At 50.5% G+C, this 20657-nt stretch carries 17 protein-coding genes; 9 read left to right on the forward strand and 8 right to left on the reverse strand.

The features are described 5' to 3' along the window. The first annotated feature begins 86 nt into the window (after window positions 1–86). From HMPREF9473_RS06320 to HMPREF9473_RS06340, 5 genes are all read left to right on the forward strand, one after another. A complete protein-coding gene (locus tag HMPREF9473_RS06320; RefSeq protein WP_006779240.1) occupies window positions 87–1325 on the forward strand; it encodes a bacterial transcriptional activator domain-containing protein in 1239 nt (412 codons plus the stop codon). Window positions 1326–1540: 215 nt separating this feature from the next. Further along, window positions 1541–7885 carry an isopeptide-forming domain-containing fimbrial protein gene (locus HMPREF9473_RS06325; RefSeq protein WP_006779241.1) on the forward strand — a complete coding sequence of 2115 codons (6345 nt, stop codon included), beginning with the start codon at window positions 1541–1543 and terminating at the stop codon, window positions 7883–7885. A 21-nt stretch (window positions 7886–7906) separates the two neighbouring features. Further along, entirely contained in the window at window positions 7907–8809 is a 903-nt protein-coding gene (locus HMPREF9473_RS06330; RefSeq protein WP_006779242.1) for a class C sortase, read from the forward strand. 1 nt (window position 8810) lies between these two features. Next, window positions 8811–9839 (forward strand): pilin N-terminal domain-containing protein, encoded by a 1029-nt coding sequence (locus HMPREF9473_RS27110; RefSeq protein WP_006779243.1) that lies wholly within the window; start codon window positions 8811–8813, stop codon window positions 9837–9839. Then, window positions 9832–10650 carry a class B sortase gene (locus HMPREF9473_RS06340; protein ID WP_006779244.1) on the forward strand — a complete coding sequence of 273 codons (819 nt, stop codon included), beginning with the start codon at window positions 9832–9834 and terminating at the stop codon, window positions 10648–10650. Before HMPREF9473_RS27110 ends, HMPREF9473_RS06340 begins: the two co-directional genes overlap by 8 nt. A 13-nt stretch (window positions 10651–10663) precedes the next feature. Here HMPREF9473_RS06340 and HMPREF9473_RS06345 read toward each other — a convergent pair whose 3' ends face one another. Genes HMPREF9473_RS06345 through HMPREF9473_RS06370 form a run of 6 tightly spaced genes read right to left on the reverse strand, consistent with a single transcriptional unit; the run spans window position 10664 to window position 14307 of the window. After that, window positions 10664–11104, reverse strand: a complete 441-nt coding sequence (locus tag HMPREF9473_RS06345) for a hypothetical protein (protein WP_006779245.1) — start codon at window positions 11102–11104, stop codon at window positions 10664–10666. Window positions 11105–11147: 43 nt separating this feature from the next. Continuing rightward, window positions 11148–11585, reverse strand: coding sequence for a hypothetical protein (locus HMPREF9473_RS06350; RefSeq protein ID WP_006779246.1), 438 nt, complete (start codon window positions 11583–11585; stop codon window positions 11148–11150). After that, entirely contained in the window at window positions 11582–12073 is a 492-nt protein-coding gene (locus tag HMPREF9473_RS06355; protein ID WP_006779247.1) for a DUF4860 domain-containing protein, read from the reverse strand. Before HMPREF9473_RS06355 ends, HMPREF9473_RS06350 begins: the two co-directional genes overlap by 4 nt. Then, entirely contained in the window at window positions 12073–12423 is a 351-nt protein-coding gene (locus HMPREF9473_RS06360; protein ID WP_006779248.1) for a hypothetical protein, read from the reverse strand. The genes HMPREF9473_RS06355 and HMPREF9473_RS06360 overlap by 1 nt, the downstream gene beginning before the upstream one ends. An 11-nt stretch (window positions 12424–12434) precedes the next feature. Next, on the reverse strand, window positions 12435–13484 hold the full coding sequence (locus tag HMPREF9473_RS06365) for a type II secretion system F family protein (RefSeq protein ID WP_006779249.1): 1050 nt from the start codon (window positions 13482–13484) through the stop codon (window positions 12435–12437). A 16-nt stretch (window positions 13485–13500) separates the two neighbouring features. Next, entirely contained in the window at window positions 13501–14307 is an 807-nt protein-coding gene (locus tag HMPREF9473_RS06370; RefSeq protein ID WP_242830783.1) for a transglutaminase-like domain-containing protein, read from the reverse strand. A gap of 385 nt (window positions 14308–14692) precedes the next feature. Here HMPREF9473_RS06370 and HMPREF9473_RS28365 point away from each other — a divergent pair, with 385 nt between their 5' ends. The 4 genes from HMPREF9473_RS28365 to HMPREF9473_RS26005 are packed head-to-tail and all read left to right on the forward strand — an operon-like array spanning window position 14693 to window position 16829. After that, window positions 14693–14917, forward strand: a complete 225-nt coding sequence (locus HMPREF9473_RS28365) for a TraX family protein (protein ID WP_278245531.1) — start codon at window positions 14693–14695, stop codon at window positions 14915–14917. Continuing rightward, window positions 14811–15341, forward strand: coding sequence for a TraX family protein (locus tag HMPREF9473_RS06375; protein WP_006779251.1), 531 nt, complete (start codon window positions 14811–14813; stop codon window positions 15339–15341). Before HMPREF9473_RS28365 ends, HMPREF9473_RS06375 begins: the two co-directional genes overlap by 107 nt. Window positions 15342–15368: 27 nt before the next feature. After that, window positions 15369–16082: a hypothetical protein gene (locus tag HMPREF9473_RS26000; RefSeq protein WP_006779252.1), complete on the forward strand. Its 714-nt coding sequence runs from the start codon at window positions 15369–15371 to the stop codon at window positions 16080–16082. A gap of 42 nt (window positions 16083–16124) precedes the next feature. Further along, window positions 16125–16829 carry a hypothetical protein gene (locus HMPREF9473_RS26005; protein WP_006779253.1) on the forward strand — a complete coding sequence of 235 codons (705 nt, stop codon included), beginning with the start codon at window positions 16125–16127 and terminating at the stop codon, window positions 16827–16829. Window positions 16830–16892: 63 nt separating this feature from the next. Here HMPREF9473_RS26005 and HMPREF9473_RS06390 read toward each other — a convergent pair whose 3' ends face one another. Together HMPREF9473_RS06390 and HMPREF9473_RS06395 are read right to left on the reverse strand one after the other, a co-directional pair. Further along, the gene (locus tag HMPREF9473_RS06390; RefSeq protein ID WP_006779254.1) at window positions 16893–19061 is read right to left on the reverse strand and encodes a complex I subunit 5 family protein; all 2169 of its coding nucleotides are present in this window, start codon (window positions 19059–19061) and stop codon (window positions 16893–16895) included. After that, window positions 19058–20647: a complex I subunit 5 family protein gene (locus HMPREF9473_RS06395; protein ID WP_006779255.1), complete on the reverse strand. Its 1590-nt coding sequence runs from the start codon at window positions 20645–20647 to the stop codon at window positions 19058–19060. The genes HMPREF9473_RS06390 and HMPREF9473_RS06395 overlap by 4 nt, the downstream gene beginning before the upstream one ends. Window positions 20648–20657: the final 10 nt, after the last annotated feature.

A 20657-nucleotide genomic window follows, 5' to 3' on the forward strand; every position in this document is an offset into this window, starting at 1 on the left:
TTGAGAATAGAACCCGGGACGTATGGCGCGGCCTCTCCTGGGTTCTTTTTTTACATACAATGCAAGAAAAGCAGGGAAACTAAAAAATGGAAGATAAAAATACGCAGTCAGTCCGGGAAAATAAGATGACTGTGCAGATGTTTGGCGGCTTTTCGATGGAGTATCAGGGAAATCCAATCACGTTTGCGAGAAGCAGCAGTACAAAATTTATTCAGCTGCTGCAGATTCTGCTTCTGAACTATCCCCAGGGGATTGCGAAGGAGCAGTTGATTGATGCCTTATATGACAGGGAATCCGGCGTCAATAACAACAAGAATTTGAATAACGTGATTTATCGGGCCAAAAAGCAGTTTGCAGGGGCTGGGCTTCCCGAAGAAGATTATGTGGTTCTGGAAAATGGAATATGCCGGTGGAACAGCAGCTTCCCGGTGGAGATCGATGTCGTACGCTTTGAAAAAAAAGTGGAGGAGACATTGGCGGCCGAGGGAGTCATGCGCAAGGTTCTCCTGGAGGAAGCGGAGATTTTATACACCGGTGAACTTCTGCCGGCCTTTGCTTCGGAACTCTGGGTGATTGAGAGACAGTTAAAGTACAAGAAGCATTATGAACAGATTGTGCGTGAGCTGGGCGCTTATTTGAAAGAGGACGGGGAGTACAATAGGCTGTTAACACTCTATCGTAAAACTGCGAAGATATACCCTTACGACCAGTGGCAGCAGATGGAGATGGACTGTCTGGTTTCCATCAAAGATTTTAAGGGGGCACATGAGTTGTACCGGAATACGGTCCGCCTGTACTGTGAAGATTTGGGAGGGATTCCGGGACAGGAGATCGTCACATGGTTTCGTGAGATGGAGAGTCAGATGATAAATCCTGTGGCCAGTTTTGAAGAAATCCAGGAGAATTTAAGCAGCGGGGCGACCAGTGAGGGCGCTTACTACTGTCTGTATCCCAGTTTTTTGGACATCTGCTATCTGCTCGCCAGAGAGGAGGAGCGGATTGACAAATCCATTTGCCTGATGTTAATCAATTTAACCGGGATTCGGGGAGAAGAAATCACAAATTTAGAAAAGCTGGAAACGCAGATGGAGTTTTTGAAATCCGTCATCAAAAAAACGTTCCGGCGGGGAGATATGTTTACAACATACAGTAAGAGCCAGTATATTGTTGTGCTGATCGGTATCACTGAGCAAAGCTGCGCCATAGCGTTTGCACGGCTTAGGCAGCGGTGGAAACAGACGGAAGGAACCAGCGGAGAGCTGAGTTTTGCAGTAAAATCCCTGGCCAGAATGCTGGACCAGGAAGGATGTGGCGTCAGAAGATAAGAATCGTGTTTGAGAAAAAAGCTGTTGCAGAGAAATCTGCAGCAGCTTTTTTGATGTAAAAAATTATAAAACCGCTACAAAACCGTCATAAAACTGGGAAAAAATGGCTGGCGAGGTATTTCGCGAGATAGCGCATTTGTTAGAATTATGATAACAAAGTTGTAATTATGGAATCATGGACCATTTGATGATAAGGATAGATGAGGGAGATAGAGATGGCGAAGATGTGGAAGCGGAATATACAGGATGGAAAACTTAAGAGGAGACTGGCGGCCTTGATGGGATTTGTCATTGCCATCCAGCTTGTGCTTGGCGGTGTGGGACCTATGAGTTCCTATGCAGATGATACACTGTATTATACAATCACCGTAAAAGCATCCGAGCTGTTAAAAGGTGTAAGAAAAGTGGCGGACGCCGGGCCGGAAGAGATACCGGAGATTAAGGATGACTGCCTTCCGTTTGCGAGTGAAACGTTGAGGGAGGAAGCCAGAAGCCAGCTGACCCAGTATCTGATGGGCACGGCCATTGTAAAGCAGTATCCGTCTCTCGGGGAGCATTGTTCTGCAATTGTCGCGGTCAGCGGAACCGAAGATAATTTCTTTGATTCCGATGATGCGGAACTGGATTACCTGATCGAGAACGTTGTATTTATCGGTTTGAACGGCAATCAGGAGAAATCATGTGAATTTACGCTGCAGATAACGGATGCCGACGATATGGTGATTCGTTCCATGACCGTGGTTGGATATGCCCAGGTGGGAACTACCTCCAAAAAACAGGATGACAGCGCCATCGCTACCAGCTCCAACGCAGAGGAAGAGACAGTCATTGCTACCAGCGCCGATGCAGCAGAAGAAGAAACCAGCGCTGCCATCCCCGATGAATCCGAAGAGGAAGAGAGCGGGGAAGTTGAAGAAATTGAAGAAATCGAAAAAACCATCCCCAACTCAGAGGCACCGGAGGAGATTATCATCGCCACCAATTTCGATGCGTTACCTGAGGTGGAGACAGCCACCGGTTCCGATGCAAAGGAGCCGATAGAGGAAAATGATATCATTACATACACAGGAGAAACCTTTGAAGAATTCTTCCGGGATGAACTGGGAGAGAAAGAGCTGGGCGGCCTGCTGAAGCAGAAAGGGAAAATTGCCACGCCGGGAGAAGCAATCAATGACCTGGATGAGACAAGGGCAGAAGGACCGGCCATGTTGATTCCGGCCGGCGGATTTGGAGTGGCAGTTGCGTCTAACGGCCGAAATACCGGTGGAAAAGTGGCACAGGTTAATGTGTTTACGGAGGTAGAGAGCGTACCGTCCGGGGACATTGCCATCATCTATGCCGCGGCAGATTACAGCGTTATCGATGACCAGCTTCCGCCAAGCGCATATTTTACAATCAAGTTTGACATCAAAGATAACAAAGGCCAGGACTATGAAGGAATCACCGGGCCGGAGAGTTCCAGCACCGCGGTGAAGGTAGAGCGGCTGGAGAACGACAGGAAAGAGGAATGGGAGGAGATTCGGAGTTTACTGGAATCAAGCGAGAATCCGGGAGCGGCCGGTCAGGAAGACTGGGTGATGGTTACAGAAGGAACCAACGTGTTCTACTACTCACCATCGGAAAAACTGGCGGTGTTCGGAATTAAAAATGGTGGTACCGCCATCACAAACCTGCCCATGCCATTCCGTTTTCACAACGGAATCACTCCCGACGGTTCGACGATTACGGCGACTCCTGGGATTTTAAATAAACAGGCGCTGGAGGATGGCTACAAAGGCAGCGGCCCTGGGGATGATTCTGTTTTAATCGAGGGCGAACCGATTACCGTGACCAGCACGGCAGAGTTTTACTGGAAGAATGTTACCAAAAACAGTTCTTCCAGCATGGGCAATCTGGCGGCAGGCACCGGAGTGAGTGATGAGATCGTCTATCAACTGTCCAGTCAGAAGAATTACTCAAAAGACACAGGACTGCTCTATACAAAAGAATACACGATGCATGATGTGATGAGGTTTGACGGCTTCTATCTGGATGTGAACGGGTATGAACTGAAAGAGCAGCAGGAGAAAAACGGCAATTATTTGAAGGGAGAATGGTTCTTAGCAAAGAACGGGAAGACGGTTACGAAAGTGCTGGGCCTTAGAATTCCGGGCGCTAAAAATGATACGGGTATTGCAGTGCCAGTCTATTTAAACAATGACCCATCCACCAACCAGGTAATCGGATTTGATGTGACCTATACGGTTCAAAACGATTCATTAAATGGACTGGAAGCCAGGGATATGGCAGATATTGCAGCAGATACCTTAAATGTATATTTGGGACTGGGCAATATGATAAAAAATGCGAAGGACGTCATTGTCTGTGAAGAATCAGACAATCCACCTTCCATCAAAAACAGAGTGGAATTCGATGCCTACTCCATCATGCACGAGGAAGGCGCACAGGAGGAACCCAATGACGGTTTAACCAATCACCACAGCACGGCGCAGAAAAACCTGACCACAAAGGCAGAGTACTCCCTCCAGAAGTCAGCCTTTACGGATGAGGAGTGCAAGACAGCGGCCACTGGCGACAATAAGGTGTTTGAACCGGGTTCCTGGGTTTATTATAAACTGACGGCCAAAAACAGCGGTTATATCAGTGAGAAGTTCCGCATTACGGATACCCTGCCAGATGGCCTGGATACCGACAGTGTCGAGACCATCAAAGTGACTGTCAATGGGACGGAGCTTGGCAGCGAAAGCTATACGGATGTGAAGGCAGAAAATAACACCAAGACATGGGATGAAATCTTAATACCGTCAGGCGGGCAGGCCACAATTATATTCAAAGCCCAGGTGAAGGAGAAAGAAAATTTCCTGAATGGTGCGATTGGAACCACGCTATTAAACAAAGCGGAGCTGTTCCGAAGCGGAACTACCGGCAATCGGCTGGCATTTGGAGATGCTACGGTATTTGTAAACTTAAACACCCTGCGGGCGGAGGACTTAAAGTTCGATAAAGACGTAGAAAGCTCAGATGGTAAAACACCGGCCATGGGTGGTGGTCTGGTTTATACATTGAATGCTTCCCTGGCAGATGGCGTGGGAAATTCCCATTGGATTACCTTAAAGGATGAGTGGCCATCAGAGGTTACTCTGACAAAGATAACAGAAATCCCTTCCCAGGCGACGATAACTATAACGGACAGGGATGGCAAAGTACTGAAGACATATGAAAATAAGGATTCCAAACCTGGAACCCTTGAGGTGTCTAATATCAATCAGAAAAACGGTATTATCGTGACAGCCCGGGTTCTCTTGTCACCCAATAACCGCAGCACGGCCATGAAATTGAGCGGCACGGTCAATACGGACGGCGAGATTAAAAACCATGCGGAGGCAAGCGGCGGTGACAAGGACTCAGAATGGACCCAGCCGTCGGATGCGGAAACATATGCCATAGGCGTTTCCATTGAGAAAAAAGCCTATTATATCAACCGATCCCAGGGGGCGATCACGGAGGACAACAGTCTGCTGCATCCGGTGAGCCAGAGCGTATCATTCCGGGCCGGTGATGTGGTGTGCTACAATATCAAACTTACCAACAATGGAAAGCATGCTTTTACAGCAAATCTGACTGATGATGTGGCCAACTTATTCGGAACAGCCAGCGTGCAGTATGCAACGGCTACCCTGAATCATCAGGAGGGCTCCGTATTCAAGAAACTGCCAGGCGGAAATTGGGAGATGATTGGTATCTCAGCGGATAAAATGGCCCTTGATTTACCGGTAGAGTTAAATGCGGCGGAGGCAGCAGATTTCCGCATCTATCTGGTGATTCCCGATGACGCGAAGAATCAGTTTGTGGAGAACAAAGCCCAGGCCGTGCTGAACCATGGGGATAAGGAGTATACGGTTACGGCGTCGGCTTCCATCGCAATCAATCATGATGTGCAGAAGGCATCGATTGAGAAAGAAGTGTATGCGGTAGCCAGAGAGTTCGAGACGAAGAACAACCAGAGCTATTTAAAGAAAGCCAAATGGAACAATCCGGTTCTCGGCACGGAATCTTCCGGTTATGTCCCGGATGAAGTTCCGCTGAAGGTGGGAACAGGCGATTATGTATTCTATCGAATCACGATTCACAATGAAGGGGATGAGCCTTTAAGAATCTATGAGATTGAGGACTGGCTGCCGGAGGGAATGACATTCAGACAATTCTACGCATTTAATGGAGCGGGTAATGTGTCAAATCCGAGAGTGCCTGGAGTGATGGATGAGACGGATACGTTGAATTTAGGTCCGTATGCCAAAACTTTAAACAGTGGAAATACCAGCTGGCTGTTCTATGATGATGCAACCGGTTCCGGATGGAATAACAATGCGGTGGCATCGGTAAAACACGGAAACGGTGGCAATTTAGTCAGCAATACGGTATACAGAGCCAGACTTTATACACAAAATCTGGGTGATGGCATCGCCGATATTGTGGAGATTGGAGCGGGTAAGAGTGCGGTGTACGGCATCATTGCACAGGTAACCGGTAATTTTGACAGTGGAGTTATCCTGACCAACAAAACCGGAGTTATTGTAGATCAGGCGGCCATTACGGACATCGAAACGGAGAAGCCGGTGAGCGACTTAACCAAGGTCGTAGGCGGCAGAAGTTATTCCGACGAACAGCATAAGATTATCACGGCGACGGCAGACGTTGTCACAACAGGCATCTACACACCGGGTATTGAGAAGAAATTGACACAGTACGAGGCCTTAGGGAAATGGTATGACTATGTGGAAGGTGGAAACAATGTCGGTATTGCTCCTAATCATGAGCTGCGCTGGAACATGACCCTCCATAATGGAACCAACTCCTATATCACAAAGGGACCAATCGAAAATTACACGATTAAAGATATCCTTCCTCTGGACTTATGCTATAATGAAGGTGATACCGCCAGCAACTATATAGCCAATGCTTCAGGTGCAAAAGTCTCCCTCCCATTACCGATGACGGAGACCGGAGCCGACGGAAGACAAATTGTCAGCTGGAAGGTGGAGAAGCAGAGCGATGGCCAGTACCTGATTACGGGAGCGGAAGGGGAGCCCCAGCAGACATCAGTGAACCTGTCCATCCCGGTGAAAGGGAAGATGACGGTACAGGTTGGAACGAAAGGTGGCCAGGATGGCGCCAAATACGGAACCTATGTCAATCAGGCAGAGTTAATCCCTCATGGCGCCGCCTTTGAGGAAGCATGCGCCGGAACACTGGTCAAAGACGAGGATGGCTATGCTTATGCAGTACATGCGGAAGCCTCGGTAGACATTTTCCTGAACGACAGGCAGACGGAAGCCTGGAAAGAAATCACAGGTACCTTCAACGACCATACGCAGACCGCTTCCGGAAAAGACCAGGGAAACAATACGGTGATAGCCGACGCGGGAAGCGAAGTGAAGTATACGCTGAACGTGAAGAGCCAGGTAACCGGTGGAATCAAGGATATGGTGATTGTAGACCGGCTTCCGGCCATCAATGATACCGGTGTCGTAAACAACATGAAGAGAAATTCTGATTTCGCGGTTCGCTTTGCCGATACTCCTGATGTAACAGTCAGCGTGAAAAAAGCAGACGGAACGAGGAAAGAGATAAGCAAAGACAATATTCTGGTGACTTATACCGATTGGAGCAAGAACTTTGGTAAGGGTTCGGCCCTTCCACAGTCTGATTGGGAGCCAGGGTACACGGATGGCTGGCGTGCAACGCCGGAAGGCGCCGACAGTCTGCGGGTGGAAATCTCTGATGAAGCGATGAATGAAGTAAAGGTGGGCGACACAATTGTGTTGACATTTATGGCCAAACTTCCTGAGGCGAAGGATTTAAATCTGGATACGCAGTTGATTGCGTGGAATACCTTCGGATATGCCTACAAAGCGAAGGACTCTGCCAATAGTGCTACGATTACGGTGGAACCGCTCAAAGTAGGAGTTGAGATTCCCACAGCGAAGCTTTCTGTCACGAAAAAGGTGGAGAGCAAACTGGATTCAGACAAGGAAGCTGGGAACCAGTTCACATTCAGCATTGAGGAATATGTGTCCGGGAAGTGGCAGAATGTGTCCGGAATGTCATTTAATCGGATAACGGAAGATGGCCAAGCGACAGCCGAATCCAGTGACGAAGACGGAAGATTCACCCTGTCTCATGGGCAGACGGCAGAATTCACAGTTTTAGCTGGCCACGGTTACCGCATAAAAGAAGTCAAAGCAGATGGCTATTACGTTACGGTTACCGATTTTGACGGCAAGGTGAACAGCGGAAACGGTAAGGACAGCATCTTGTTCAATCCGGAGAATCCGCCACAGGCTTTCGTGGAGACGACAAAAAAGGGCATCCATTATTACTGCACATTTACCAATGCCAGAAGCAGTTTCTTTTTACCGGAGACGGGCGGCATCGGTACGGGAATCTTCCACAGAGGTGGAGCGGCGCTTATGATCATGTCACTGCTTTTGATGGCTGGCGTCTGCATGGGGACCGTATGGGAAGCATCAAAGAAAAAGAAACGAATCAGTAACAAATAGAATGACAGTAAGGAAACTCTTATGAAGAAAAAAGGAATTTTGATTCTTGCCCTCCTGCTGCTGATAGCGGGAGGGGGAATCTTTGCCTATCCGTCGATCAGCGACGCGGTTCATCAGATTCAGTCAGCCTCCTCCATCAAAGGATACCAGAAACAGGTGAAGGAGACCGATGAGACGGCTATGAATGCCATGATAGCCGAGGCGGAGGCATTTAACAAAACATTGTCCGATACGCTTTCCACCGACCCATTTCAAACCGGTACCGTGGAACCCTATCTGGATGATATGGAATATAACAGCCTGTTGAATGTGAATGGCCTGATGGGTTATATTGACATTCCGGTGATCGATGTTTACCTTCCTGTTTACCATGGAACCTCAGCTGCGACCCTGAAAAAAGGCGCCGGTCATCTGTATGGCTCGGCTCTGCCGGTGGGAGGGGAGGGAACCCACAGTGTGATTTCAGCTCACCGGGGACTGCCTTCGGCCAAGATGTTTACCGATTTGGACCAGGTTCAGATGGGAGATGTGTTTTACTTCCATGTGTTGAACCGGATACTGGCATATCAGGTGGATAAGATTGAGGTGGTGGAACCCACGGAGCTTTCCTCACTGGACCCGGTGCCGGGAGAGGAGTACATGACGCTGTTTACCTGTACCCCTTACGGAATTAACAGCCACCGGCTGTTAGTGAGAGGCGTGAGAATCCCCTACGAAGTGACAACCGCCGAGGAAGCCGCTAAGAGCGCGGACGAGAACGCGCCAAAGTTAAACGCGGCTGTGTCATCCGCGACGATGATGACTGTTGTGGGTGCGGGAATTGTTGTGCTGGCGGCGTTCGTTGTGTTGGCGCTCCTGGCAGTGACTGTTGTTACAAGGACATGGAAACGTCATAGAAGAAAGAAAAAAGGGAGGCGGAAATAATATGAAACGATTGGCAGTAAAACGGAAAGCCATCAGCGCTTTGGGGATAGCAGTTTTATTGGCAGCTCTCTCCGTACAGACTGCTGTGGCGGCGCCGGAGCAGGAAGCAAAGCCGTCCCTGACGATTCAGACACATCATGAGAATAAGGGGTTACCGGGACTGGAATGGAGCGCTTATCAGGTGGCGGAAATGCCCCGCGATGGCGAGTATACCTTGACAGCAGCATTTGCCGCTTCCGGGCTGGATGTGGAAAGTCTGGATGGCAGTACGGCAGATGAAATGCAAAAGAGCGCGGCCAGGGTGGTGGCTTTTGTGAAGGCAAACCAAATCGACGCGGACCGCACGGCAGAGACTGATGAAAATGGAACTGCCAAACTGGAAGACATGGATAAGGGATTGTATTTGATTGTTCAGAGCAGCAATAAGAATCCCGATTACACGGTAAAGTCACAGCCGTTTTTTGTGGCGCTGCCGATGATGAAATATATAGATGGAGTGCTTAGCTGGAAATATGATGTGACAGCTGTTCCAAAGCTGGAGGTCACCGTGCCTGAGACGGAGCCGACAACAAGTGAGACGACAACAAGTGAGCCGACGGAGAGTCAGCCATCGGAGAGTCAGCCGACGGAGAGTCAGCCGACAGAAACCCAGCCAACAGAAACCCAGCCGACAGAGTCCCTGCCGCCGGAGACCGTACCCCCCACGTACAACCCCGGCAATTCAGGAGGTTCAGGCGGGCCGGGTGGTCCGGGCGGGAATTCCAGCGGAGGTCCGGGAGAAGGAGAAACCGTCACGATCGTCGATACACCGCCGCCTTTAGCCAGCTTTTTACCCCCACCTGATGAAACGGGACTGATTGAAATCATAGATGACCCGATTCCGCTGGCTGGCTTTCCGTTCGTGCCTAAAATGGGAGACATGGGAGCCGGTGGTTATGCGGCCGGCATGATTCTTTCACTTTTGGTAGGCGGAGGCGCTTTCATCCGCCGGAAAAAGTACACCGGAGAGGAAGAAAGGACAGATGAGTAATCAGATAAAACGGTGGCTCTGTACGATTTTGGCAGCGCTTGGCGCCATTTTCTTCGTCTATTTTGCGGTATCCTTTGTGGCGACGCAGAACGCGTACCGGCACAGTGAGAGCGATTTGCAGAATGTGATGGCAATCCGCGGAGAGATGCCCCACACTCTCTCCAAAGAGGTGAAAAGCCAGATGGATGAAGCGTCCGTGAGAGCGGCGGAGTACGAGGAACATCTGGCCAGAAGAGAAGGCTACCAACGCCTGATGGTGGAAAATCCGGATATGATAGGATGGATTCGAATCGAGGGAACGCCGGTGGATTATCCGGTTATGCAGACTCTTGATGAGCCGGATTATTATTACCGGAGAGGGTTTGACAGAGAGTATTCGGCCTACGGCATGATTTATATGGATGCCGTCTGCACGATTACGGAGGAGGAAACGGTTTCCCCCAATTACATTCTGTACGGTCATCATATGAAAAATGGCTCCATGTTTGCATCCCTGGAGCAATACGGCTCTGAGGAATACTATAAGGAGCACCCCTTTGTTGAATTTGATACGGAAAATGAATTTGGAAGTTACGAGATTATAGGCGCCGTCCGTCTTCCGGCGGCCCAGTTAAACGGTGAATTTACCGCCACCCTGGCAGCCAGAACGGAGGAAGACTATGAGAATCTGGTTCGCTACGTGAAGGAACACACCTTCTATGAAACCGGGGTTGATGCACAGTGGCCGGAGCAGTTACTGACGCTTACCACCTGCGAATATACCCAGAAAGACGGGCGTCTGCTGGTGGTGGCCAGGAAGAAACAGGGATAGCGTCATCTGGTTCTCATGACTCATCGCCAGTCCAGACGGGCAGATGGTTGTCGATGGCATAGTCCACACTGTTGTAAACGTAGTAGGCGTTTACGGAGGCATTGCTTCCATCCAGTTCGATATGCAGGGACTGACCGGCGGACATGGGAATCTCGCAGATGAGCTGCCCTTCCTCCCCCTCCGAGGAGAGAGAACCCTCAGGCAGAATGGATAATGCCTGGGCGGCGGCCTCGGAAGCGGTGGAGCCGTCTTTCAACGCGGCCGCCACCTGGCCGATGTAAGCCTGTCCCAGCGCGTCGGTCTGATAAAATGCGCTCACCGAATCCGCCCGGCGTTTGGCAAATACCTGGGCGCCCCTGGCATCGCTGAGACCCAGCAGTGCAAAGACGGACAGACAGAGTATGATAAAAATCAAAATAATGGAAGCGGTTCCGATATTGATTTTCTGTTTCATGGTTTACCCTTTCTAAATCGTTTCTTTCTTCTTAACATCTTTCTCAAGAAAGGGGCACATAGTGAGCCCCTTTCAACGTATAAATCGGTTCCCCAGAGATACTGAATACTTCGGCAGTGACCTCCAAAAGATTGCCGTTTGGCTGTGATGTGACGATGATGGAAAATGCAGCGTCTTCCGGCACAGATTTGGCATTGGAAGAGGTGTCCTCCGTGACGTGCCAGTTCCGGTCATAATAGATGGTTTTTGTATCCACGTCTTTGATACCGGCCATGGACTGGTCATGGTTATGATATCCGGCAAAGGTATCTTCCAGCGCGGTTTCGGCGGCGGTCACCGCCTGATTTAAATTTCTGGCTCCGCGGCTCATGGTATCGGCTTTGACAAATGCCATGACAAAGATACAGGAGGCCAGAGCGAAAAAGCCGCATACCCACAGCATTTCCAGCAGGAAGGCAGAGGAGGCAGGTCTTCGGTTCATGATTCAACGCCTCCTTTCGGCTCACTTCGAAGCAGCAGGCGGGCCGTGATGTCGGATGGCTCGGTCTCTAAATGGATGGTGAGCTGATTGGTGGTTTCCTGAAGCGTAAAATCCAGGGAGGTACATTCCATGATATCCAGCCCATCCTCCACGGTCAGTCCGCTGTCCTTTTCTGCATACAGCTCCTTCAAGACGCCGTTTAAGGTGTAAATCCAGGTTTCACATTGAAGCCCATTGGTAGAGGAGGAGAGCACCAGGACACTGCATCCGTCGATCTCCCGGACTTCCACACTGCCAGCCCTGTCGGCCTGCCGTACTTTGTTGGTGACATAGCTGACGGCCGTGTCAGAATAGAAGGAGGCATTGTTGTTGGCGCGGATATTTTCGTATACGCGGCTTCCAATCAGGATGGTAAACATGCTGCACAGAAGGAACACAAGGAGGAGAAGCAGGGAAAAAAGAACATCATAAGAATTGGATTTTTTCATCACTGCCTCCCTTTCCCTTCCTGCTTTTCGGCCGGAAGAATGGTGATATCAGGCATGACATTGCTGGCCCATCCGTCATAAAACACGTGGTAACGGCTGTGGTCGATGACAACGCCGTAATGCTCCTCTAAATACTCCACGCTGGGGGGATAACGCCCCTCGATGGCATAGCATTCCACGCTGGCCCGTTTCACGGTATCTGACAGCGCGTGCAGCCGGTCTTCGTCCGTCCGCGCGGCAATAGCCCTGACACCGTACAAGAACAGGAGCAGGAGAAGCAGGAATAATAAAATTGACAGCAGATACCCCCAGACAGGGTTTCTGCGTTTGGGAACTTCAACATGCAGCATAAATATTCTCCTTATCCGATGGTGGATAAAATACCGGCTAACGGAAGCATCACCGATAGAAGCACCAGCCCCACAGCCGCGGCGAGGATGGATACGATGGTTGGTTCCAGGCGGGCTATCATGGATTCAATGGCCTCGGAAGCCTTTCTGTCATATTCCTTTTCCAGTTCCCCCATGACGATCTCCAGCTGTCCGGCCCGGCTTCCCACACGCACCAGCTGCAGCTCGAAGCCGGAGAAAAGACCGGCGTCCTTGACGGAGTCAAAAAAACTGCTGCCACTGGACAGGGCTTCCTTGCAGATACGGATACCGTCCTCCACCTGTTTGTTGTCCACAAGCGTTTCCGCCATGGCAAGGCCGTCGGAGGTGTCGAGACCGCAGCCAAAGGTCATGGCCATGACGCTGCAGAGCCTTCGGTCAGCGGAGGCGCGGGCAATTTTGGAGCGGGATTTGATTTTTTCCATCAGGGAACGGGTGAAGGCGGACTGTCTGCCATTTTTCCCGAATATCCAGCTGATAAAGACGAATATCAGGAGAAGGCCGGCCACAAGGAGCGCGAACCCGCTTAAGATACCGCCAAAATGGATGGCAGCCGCGGCCGCGGGAGGAATCGTTGTCCCCATCTGCTCATAGACGTCCGAGAAGACCGGCATTACCCTGGTAAACAGGACGAATAAGATGATGAGGAGCATGAGAATCATCATGGCAGGATAGGTGATGGCTTTTCTGATATTTTCAGCCATATAATATTCTTTTTCATAATAAGAAGAAAGCCGTTCCAGCGTGATATCCAGAGTGCCGGTCCGCTCTCCCAGTTGAATCATATGTAAGACGTAGGCAGGAAATGCGCTTGATTCGGTGACGGCCTGGCCGAAGGGAAATCCGATTTGGACTTTGTCAGCCATATCGGAAAGAATTGCTTTTTCTTCTTCCCGGTCTGAATCTTCCGCCATAACCTGCAGTCCCTCATAGAGAGGAACGGCAGATTTCAGCAGGATGGAAACCTGCATACAGAAACCGGCCAATTTCAGACCGGTAAATGGTGATGTTTCTTTTTTCATGGATAGACCTCCACACTTAGTAGGTAAATTTGGCGGTGTAATGGGCCGGATTGCTGACATAATCAAGAGCCTCCTGGCTCTTTTTCCCGCTGGAGACAAAGGTGGGGTCCATAAACTTCCAGGAAGTCCCGTCAAAATAAATCACGTTGTCAATCCATCCCTGGCTCTGAATATAGATGCTCACCCAGGCGTGGTAGACATCGTCCGCATAACCGATGACCAGTTTGGTGGGAATATTCTGGGAGCGGAGCATGGAAGTCATCAACGAGGCATAATCGAAGCAGATGCCGGATTTCTGACTGAGCGTGGTATCGGGGTTCGGTAAATAATCGCTCTGAACCGTTTTCGCCTTTTCGTTGTCATAGGTAATAGTATCCACGGTGTAATTGTAAATGGCGGCTACCTTATCAAGCGGCTCACTGATGCCGGAGGTGATAGCGTCCGCCTGTGACACCACGGCGGAATTGGCATTAAAATTACAGAACTGGTTCGGGTACAGAAACGGTTTGGTATCGGAGGAAAGCGTCACAGGAACCGATTCGCTTGCCACCTGCATATATTGAGTGCCGGATACCAGTTCAAACACCTTCACGCTATAAGTACCACTGCCCTCCGTGAGAGGAAATGTCTCATACTGGCCAGAGGAATTTAAGATATAAGTGTACGTTGTGTCTTTAGCGATCCGAAGCCGGATAGTTGGATTACTCCCGGTGTATTTAATCATGAGATAACCCTCAGAGGCATGGGAGGCGTCAATCACCGCCTTATTGTTCCCGTAAGTGACAGTACCGCTGGCCTCCGGCGTATAAACTGTGGCAGCCATGGAATGAAAGCTGCATAATAAACATAAAAAAGCTGCAAATATAGTTGAAAAAACAGTAGTTTTCATAGCGTTTGCTCCTTATTCGGAAGATAGTAATGTCTTCATCTATTATACAAAAAATATCAAACAGTTACAAGTGACAAATACCCCTGTTTCTCGCACAAATGCCCCGGATTATCCGAAGCTGCGCTTAGGGACGGCTGTTTTGGGATGGCCTCTTGATATTTTTGCTGTTTTCCGTTATCCTTAGAAGTATCAGAATAAGAGTTAGGGCGGCGGCCTTTATTTAATAGCAGGATAAGGAGATTATTTCATGACGGAGACCATACCGAAACTTAAAACTAATTTGGATACGGATTTTCTAAAGCTGGTTGCCATAATATCAATGCTGCTTGACCATGTAGGAGGAGCATTTTTCCCTCAGTATCCTATATTTCGCTGGCTGGGGCGTCTTGCATTTCCAATCTTTTGCTACTGTTTAACCGTAGGGCTTTTGTATACACATGACATCAAACGATATTTCGGAAGACTTGCGCTTTTTTGCCGTTATTTCCCAGCCGTTTTATGCATTGAAAGTGGACCCTTCCGCATTTGTAGAAAATTTAAATAATTTCAACATATTTTTTACTTTAATTTTAAGCCTGCTTTTTATGTGGGGGATTACACAGCGCAGGTGGTACGGCATCTGTACCTCAATTCTTGCATTGGCGGTACTTGGAATTTGGAATTTTGATTATTCCTTTACCGGAGTTATCCTGATGCTTATTTTCTATTTCTGCCGCAGAAAACCAGCGCTGGGATGTGCCCTCTACTGTTTGTCCTATCTGCCCGCTTTGTGGGGGAGTCTCGAAGACCCTCTTGCGATGGTGATAGGCGGCTGGGCAGTTGACTGGACAATTTTTTCCCTGCTTGCGGCTCCGCTGATTTTTTATCCAACACACACCGGTATCAAGATAAATAAATGGTTTTTTTACATATTCTATCCTGCGCATCTGGCGGTTATTGTGTTGATAAAAGCATTTTTAGCTATTTAAATAAAAAATAATACGGGAGGGATTGAGATGCGAAGAAAACAGTTTTGGATGGGGATAGCGGCAGCTATCATTTCCATATCCGCGAGTTTCACGGCTTTTGCGGGAGAATGGAAGCAGGATAATGCGGGATGGTGGTATGATTTTGGGGATACAACCTATGCGAAGGGTGGATGGCAGTGGGTGGACGGGAAATGTTATTATTTTACGCCGGAGGGCTACTGTCTGCTGAATACCACGACGCCGGACGGGTATACCGTGGACGCCAGCGGGGCATGGACTGTTGATGGAGTGGTGCAGGTGCAGGCGGGCGGTACGGATAACCAGGAGGCTGCGGGAGAGGTTTATCAGCTGGGGAATATGACCTTTACGAAGCCTGCTGATTACAGGTTTGAAACCGTTCAGGATACGATCTGGCAATTATCCAAAGAGGACGATTCACAGATATTGATGATTTCCAGTTCTGAATCAGAGATTTCAGATGGAATGCTATCGGAAGAAGAATTGGGGAAGCGGAATGATAATTTTATGCTTCGAAATTCAGGCACCTGGGACTCCAAGGAAATCGTGGAGTTGACGTCAGGGAAGTGGTTTGCCTATGTGTACTCAGCAGAAACAACAAGAAATGGTTACCACGATAAAAGATATTTGCGGTTAAAAAATAATCGCGTGGAAATGATTATTCTTGGCAGCAGAGACGCCAATATGGATAAGGACGGATTCTTGAATCAATATGTTCGTTAGGAAAGAATTCTCATTGCAGGGAGTTTGAAAGGAGAAGCTGAAATGTTAAAACGGCTTTTGATTGGCACGGCGGCGGCCATTATTTCCATATCTGCGAGTTTCACGGCCTTTGCGGGGGAGTGGAAGCAGGATAATGCGGGATGGTGGTATGATTTTGGGGATACGGGCTATGCGAAGGACGGCTGGCATTGGGTGGACGGGAAATGTTATTATTTTACGCCGGATGGCTACTGTCTGCTGAATACTACGACGCCGGACGGGTATACGGTGGACGCCAGCGGGGCGTGGACCGTGGACGGTGTGGTTCAGGTGCAGGCGGGCGGGATGGAGAGTCAGGAGGTCCAGGGAGAAGTATACTGGGTTGGAAATATGAGACTTACTCTGCCGGAGGATTTGAAACTGCTGGAACTGAATAGCGCCGTCTGGTCCTTTGCCAATAGCGACAAGTCGAAATTGCTGCTGGTTACCAGTGTATTGACGGACATTACGGATGAGCAGGAGAATGATGAGGAGTATGTGAACGCGAAAATCGATGCGAATGTTTTGAGTGTTATGGGCGTCTGGGACTCCAGGAAAACGGTGGAACTGGCATCAGGGAAATGGCGGACCTATGAGTATCCGAATGATGATGGTTATTCAAGTAAATTGTACGCCAGGTTTAAGAATCATTCCTTTGAGACGTTTATATTTGACAGTCTGGACGCCAGTATCGATAAGGACGGCTTTGTGAATCGGGTGCTCCGTTAACGCAACACACAATATGGCATAGAAATACCCCTAAGAGAATGAAAATTCTCCTAGGGGTGTTTTTTATACAATATAGGAATACAACAGATACCCAAGCGTCAGGCACAGCCCCACGCATACCAGCATCAGTCCGAAGGACATGCTGCTTCCAATCAGCCGGTTGGTGGTGACGATCCGCTCCTCTAGCTCCATCAAACGCGGTATGGTGGAGGTCTCAATCGGACGTTTTCTCCTTACCGTCTTATTCATGATGAGGATACAGTCATCACAGAGCAATCCCAGCGCATAGGCGATGCGGTCGTTGACAACGCGTCTTTTGGAGGCGGTGGTCTGTCTGTGGGTGGTCTTTCTGGCGAGGACGATGATGCTGTCCACCAGATGATCCATACACCGGCAGACCACGCTGGAGATGGCCAGGAACACCTTGACGAATCCATTCAGCAGATACCGGTCCAGGATCTGGCAGAGGAATCCGCAGACGCCCGGCAGGAGGCCGAGAAGCACCGGCCGGTAAATCAGATTCTCCAAATCCAGCCATGCTGGCCAGCGGTTTACATAAGTCGAATCCTTCATCATCCACAGTCTCACCACGCCAAAGTACAGTACCAGTCCAATCCCAATCGAGATGACCGCCCCCGTCAGGTTGGTGAGAGAGAAGTAATGCACGGCATGCTCCGGCGCCATTCCGTGGAAGAAGGACTGTCCCAAATCCGCAATCCCATCCATCACGATACCCGGCAGGAAGCCCATCACCGGCAGCACCACTGCGGAACCAATCAGTGCAAAGGAGCTCTGTCCATTCATATACCGGGTCATACCATCGTACTTTGCCTGAAGCTGGCTGTCCCCGTTCTTCTCCACAAACAGCGCGATAAACAGCTTTAACATGTAAGCCACCGTAATCCCACCGCTCAACAGAAACGTCCATTCCACGGCCTTCCACAGCCCCACGGAGCCGCCTGCGGCCGCCACAACATGGGTGTACTCCACAATACTCTCGTGAAGCAATGTCTTGCTCACATATCCGTTCCACAGCGGAATCCCGGCGATGCCCAGGGCTCCCATCAAAAAGCAGAAGCACAGGGCCGGTTTCTTTCTTCCAAATCCCCGGATGTCATTCAAATTCAGCTTGTGCAGATTCTGGAACACCACACCGGCCGCCATGAACAGCACCAGCTTAATCAGGGAGTGGTTCACCATGTGAAGCAGGGTTCCCCGGACAGCGAGGGCATTTTCCTCACCGAGAATTCCCTGCATTCCCATGCCCACCAGGATAAATCCAATCTGTGACATAGAAGAGCAGGCCAGCGTCCGCTTCAAATCCACGGAGAACAGGGCCAGCAGGGCGCCGCCAAACATGGTCACCACGCCCAGCATCAGAATCAGTCCGCCCCAGGACGCGTCGTGCAGGAAGATGTTGCAGCTGACAACCGCAATCCCAAACACGCCAACCTTGGTCAGAATACCCGACAGCAGGGCGCTGGCCGGGGCCGGGGCCACCGGATGGGCTTTTGGCAGCCAGATATGAAGCGGAAACATACCGGCCTTCGCGCCGAACCCAAACAGAATCAAAGCGCCGGCGATAAACAACTGCAGATACACCTGATGGTCATATGGCCGTGCGTCCATGGCCTTTCGACAGGCATCCAGCAGCATATCCATATTGAGAGTCCCCACCGTATGGTACAGCAGGAACAGTCCCATCAGCATCACCAGTCCGCCGATGACTGCCACACCAAGATAGGTGGCCGCCGCCCGCATGGACTCCGCCTTCTCATCATGTGCCACCCACACGTAGGAGGTAAAGGACATGATTTCAAAGAAAATGAAGGTGGTATAAAGGTCCGCCGACAGGAATACCCCCACCGTGGCCCCCAGCGTCACAAGTAAGAACAGGTAATACCGGTTCCTGTTCCGGTAGTGGGCGAAATACTCTTTGGAGAAAATGGTGGTCATCATCCACATCCACGCCGCAATCAACCCGTACAGCGCCCGGAATCCGTCCAGCTTCAGTACCAGGCCCAGCCCGCAGAAATCCTCCCACACAAAGTCATAAGTTCTGCCGCCGATGACCTGAAGCAGCAGAAATACCAGCACGCCAAACTCCACAATGGTCACGCCGTCCGCCGCCAGACTCCGAAGCTCCTTGTTCCGCCGCCCAATCAGATAACAGACGAGGGCGCCGGCCATGGGCCAGAGTGCGAGAAACAGTAAAATTCCATCACCCATCATTTTATCATCCCTCCCGCAAGCAGCTCAAAATAATGTACCAACGGCCGGGAACACAGTCCCAGCAGAATAATCGCGCTGGCGAACACAATCAGCGGCAGCTTCATTTTCCAGCCTGGGTCCGACACGCTCGCGCCGCCATGCCCGGTTCCGGATGCGCCAGTTCTGCCAGCCGCGTCCGCCCTGCTGGTTCCATCGGTCCCGCCAGATGTACCGGAAGCGCCAGCCAGCCCATGCCCGTCATCGTTTCCATCCACCGTCAACGTCTTCGGGAAATACGCCCGCACCACGACCGTCAGCATATATACCGCCGTCATAAGCGCCGAGTACAGCAGCACGCCCACCGCCGCATAGGCCATCGGCGCCCCGCAGTCCACCGCCGACTGGGCGATATTCCACTTACTGATAAACCCTGCAAACGGTGGAATCCCAATCAGCGACAGCGAGGCGATGGTAAAGCAGGCAAAGGTCACCGGCATTTTGTACCCCAGCCCATCCAGCTCATACACATATTCCTTCCCCGTCCGGTGCATCACCGCCCCAGCGCAGAAGAATCCGCAGATTTTCATAAACGCATGGAACACCAGATGGGAGAGGGCCGCCACCATACCGAGAGGACTCATCATCGTCGCCCCCAGCAGGATGTAAGATAAATTGCTGATGGTAGAGTAAGCCAGCCGCCTCTTAAAATGGATCTCCTTCACCGCCATGGTAGACCCGTACACAATGGTCACCATAGCCGCGCCCATCACCACCCACTGCGCCCAGGTCCCCTTTAAGAACCCGGCGCCATAGCTGTAATAAGTCAGCCTGATGATGGCAAATGCTCCCGATTTCACCACCGCCACCGCATGCAGCAGGGCCGTCACCGGCGTGGGAGCCACCGAAGCGCTTGGCAGCCACCCGTGGAACGGGAAAATCGCCGCTTTGACGCCAAATCCAAAGAACGCAAACACATACATCGCCAGCAGAATATCCGCATGCCCCTGTGCCGCCTCCCTATTTAACACACCGCCCAGCACAAACTCCGTAGAGCCGCCGTAGGTCATGATAAACACCAGACTGAAAAATGCAAACGCCGCGCCGCCTAACGAGTAGTAGAGATATTTCCGGCTGGCCCGGATCGCTTCCTTCGTCATGGTAAACATCACCAGCGGGAAGGTCACCAGCGTCATCAATTCATAGAACAGATACAGTGTCACCAGATTCCCCGCAAACGCAATCCCCACGGTAATCCCGTAAGTCATCACATAGTAGGCAAAAAAGGTGTGTGTCTTCGTCTCATGCTCCATATACTCAAAGGCATACAGCGTTGCAAGGGGCCACAGAATCGCCACCAGCCCTGCAAAAATCCGCCCCATCCCGTCAATCCGGAATTCCAGCTTCAACTCCCCAAACAGGCGGAACAGCACCATGCTGTCCCCCAGATGGGTGGCCACAAGCCACAGCACCAGCAGGCTGTTGAGAATCACCAGCCCCTCCGTCAGCCATTGGTTCACCCGCTGTTTGTGGCGGTAGGGGGAGAACAGGATGGCCGCGCCGCCGATGATAGGGAGCAGGACCGGTAAAACCAAACTCAGATGTTTCATACGATATCCT

It is taken from the genome of Hungatella hathewayi WAL-18680, from assembly GCF_000235505.1.
GTDB lineage: Bacteria > Bacillota > Clostridia > Lachnospirales > Lachnospiraceae > Hungatella_A > Hungatella_A hathewayi_A.

What these genes read in the sequence shown, in the direction of transcription:
- HMPREF9473_RS06370 (WP_242830783.1), bottom strand. Translation starts at nt 14,307, where the DNA reads ATGGCTGCCACAGTTTATACGCCGGAGGCCAGCGGTACTGTCACTTAC.
- HMPREF9473_RS06365 (WP_006779249.1), bottom strand. Translation starts at nt 13,484, where the DNA reads ATGAAAAAAGAAACATCACCATTTACCGGTCTGAAATTGGCCGGTTTC.
- HMPREF9473_RS26000 (WP_006779252.1), top strand. Translation starts at nt 15,369, where the DNA reads ATGCGAAGAAAACAGTTTTGGATGGGGATAGCGGCAGCTATCATTTCC.
- HMPREF9473_RS06350 (WP_006779246.1), bottom strand. Translation starts at nt 11,585, where the DNA reads ATGAACCGAAGACCTGCCTCCTCTGCCTTCCTGCTGGAAATGCTGTGG.
- HMPREF9473_RS06390 (WP_006779254.1), bottom strand. Translation starts at nt 19,061, where the DNA reads ATGATGGGTGATGGAATTTTACTGTTTCTCGCACTCTGGCCCATGGCC.
- HMPREF9473_RS06345 (WP_006779245.1), bottom strand. Translation starts at nt 11,104, where the DNA reads ATGAAACAGAAAATCAATATCGGAACCGCTTCCATTATTTTGATTTTT.
- HMPREF9473_RS28365 (WP_278245531.1), top strand. Translation starts at nt 14,693, where the DNA reads ATGCTGCTTGACCATGTAGGAGGAGCATTTTTCCCTCAGTATCCTATA.
- HMPREF9473_RS06360 (WP_006779248.1), bottom strand. Translation starts at nt 12,423, where the DNA reads ATGCTGCATGTTGAAGTTCCCAAACGCAGAAACCCTGTCTGGGGGTAT.
- HMPREF9473_RS06325 (WP_006779241.1), top strand. Translation starts at nt 1,541, where the DNA reads ATGGCGAAGATGTGGAAGCGGAATATACAGGATGGAAAACTTAAGAGG.
- HMPREF9473_RS06330 (WP_006779242.1), top strand. Translation starts at nt 7,907, where the DNA reads ATGAAGAAAAAAGGAATTTTGATTCTTGCCCTCCTGCTGCTGATAGCG.
- HMPREF9473_RS06355 (WP_006779247.1), bottom strand. Translation starts at nt 12,073, where the DNA reads ATGAAAAAATCCAATTCTTATGATGTTCTTTTTTCCCTGCTTCTCCTC.
- HMPREF9473_RS06320 (WP_006779240.1), top strand. Translation starts at nt 87, where the DNA reads ATGGAAGATAAAAATACGCAGTCAGTCCGGGAAAATAAGATGACTGTG.
- HMPREF9473_RS06340 (WP_006779244.1), top strand. Translation starts at nt 9,832, where the DNA reads ATGAGTAATCAGATAAAACGGTGGCTCTGTACGATTTTGGCAGCGCTT.
- HMPREF9473_RS06395 (WP_006779255.1), bottom strand. Translation starts at nt 20,647, where the DNA reads ATGAAACATCTGAGTTTGGTTTTACCGGTCCTGCTCCCTATCATCGGC.
- HMPREF9473_RS06375 (WP_006779251.1), top strand. Translation starts at nt 14,811, where the DNA reads ATGACATCAAACGATATTTCGGAAGACTTGCGCTTTTTTGCCGTTATT.
- HMPREF9473_RS26005 (WP_006779253.1), top strand. Translation starts at nt 16,125, where the DNA reads ATGTTAAAACGGCTTTTGATTGGCACGGCGGCGGCCATTATTTCCATA.
- HMPREF9473_RS27110 (WP_006779243.1), top strand. Translation starts at nt 8,811, where the DNA reads ATGAAACGATTGGCAGTAAAACGGAAAGCCATCAGCGCTTTGGGGATA.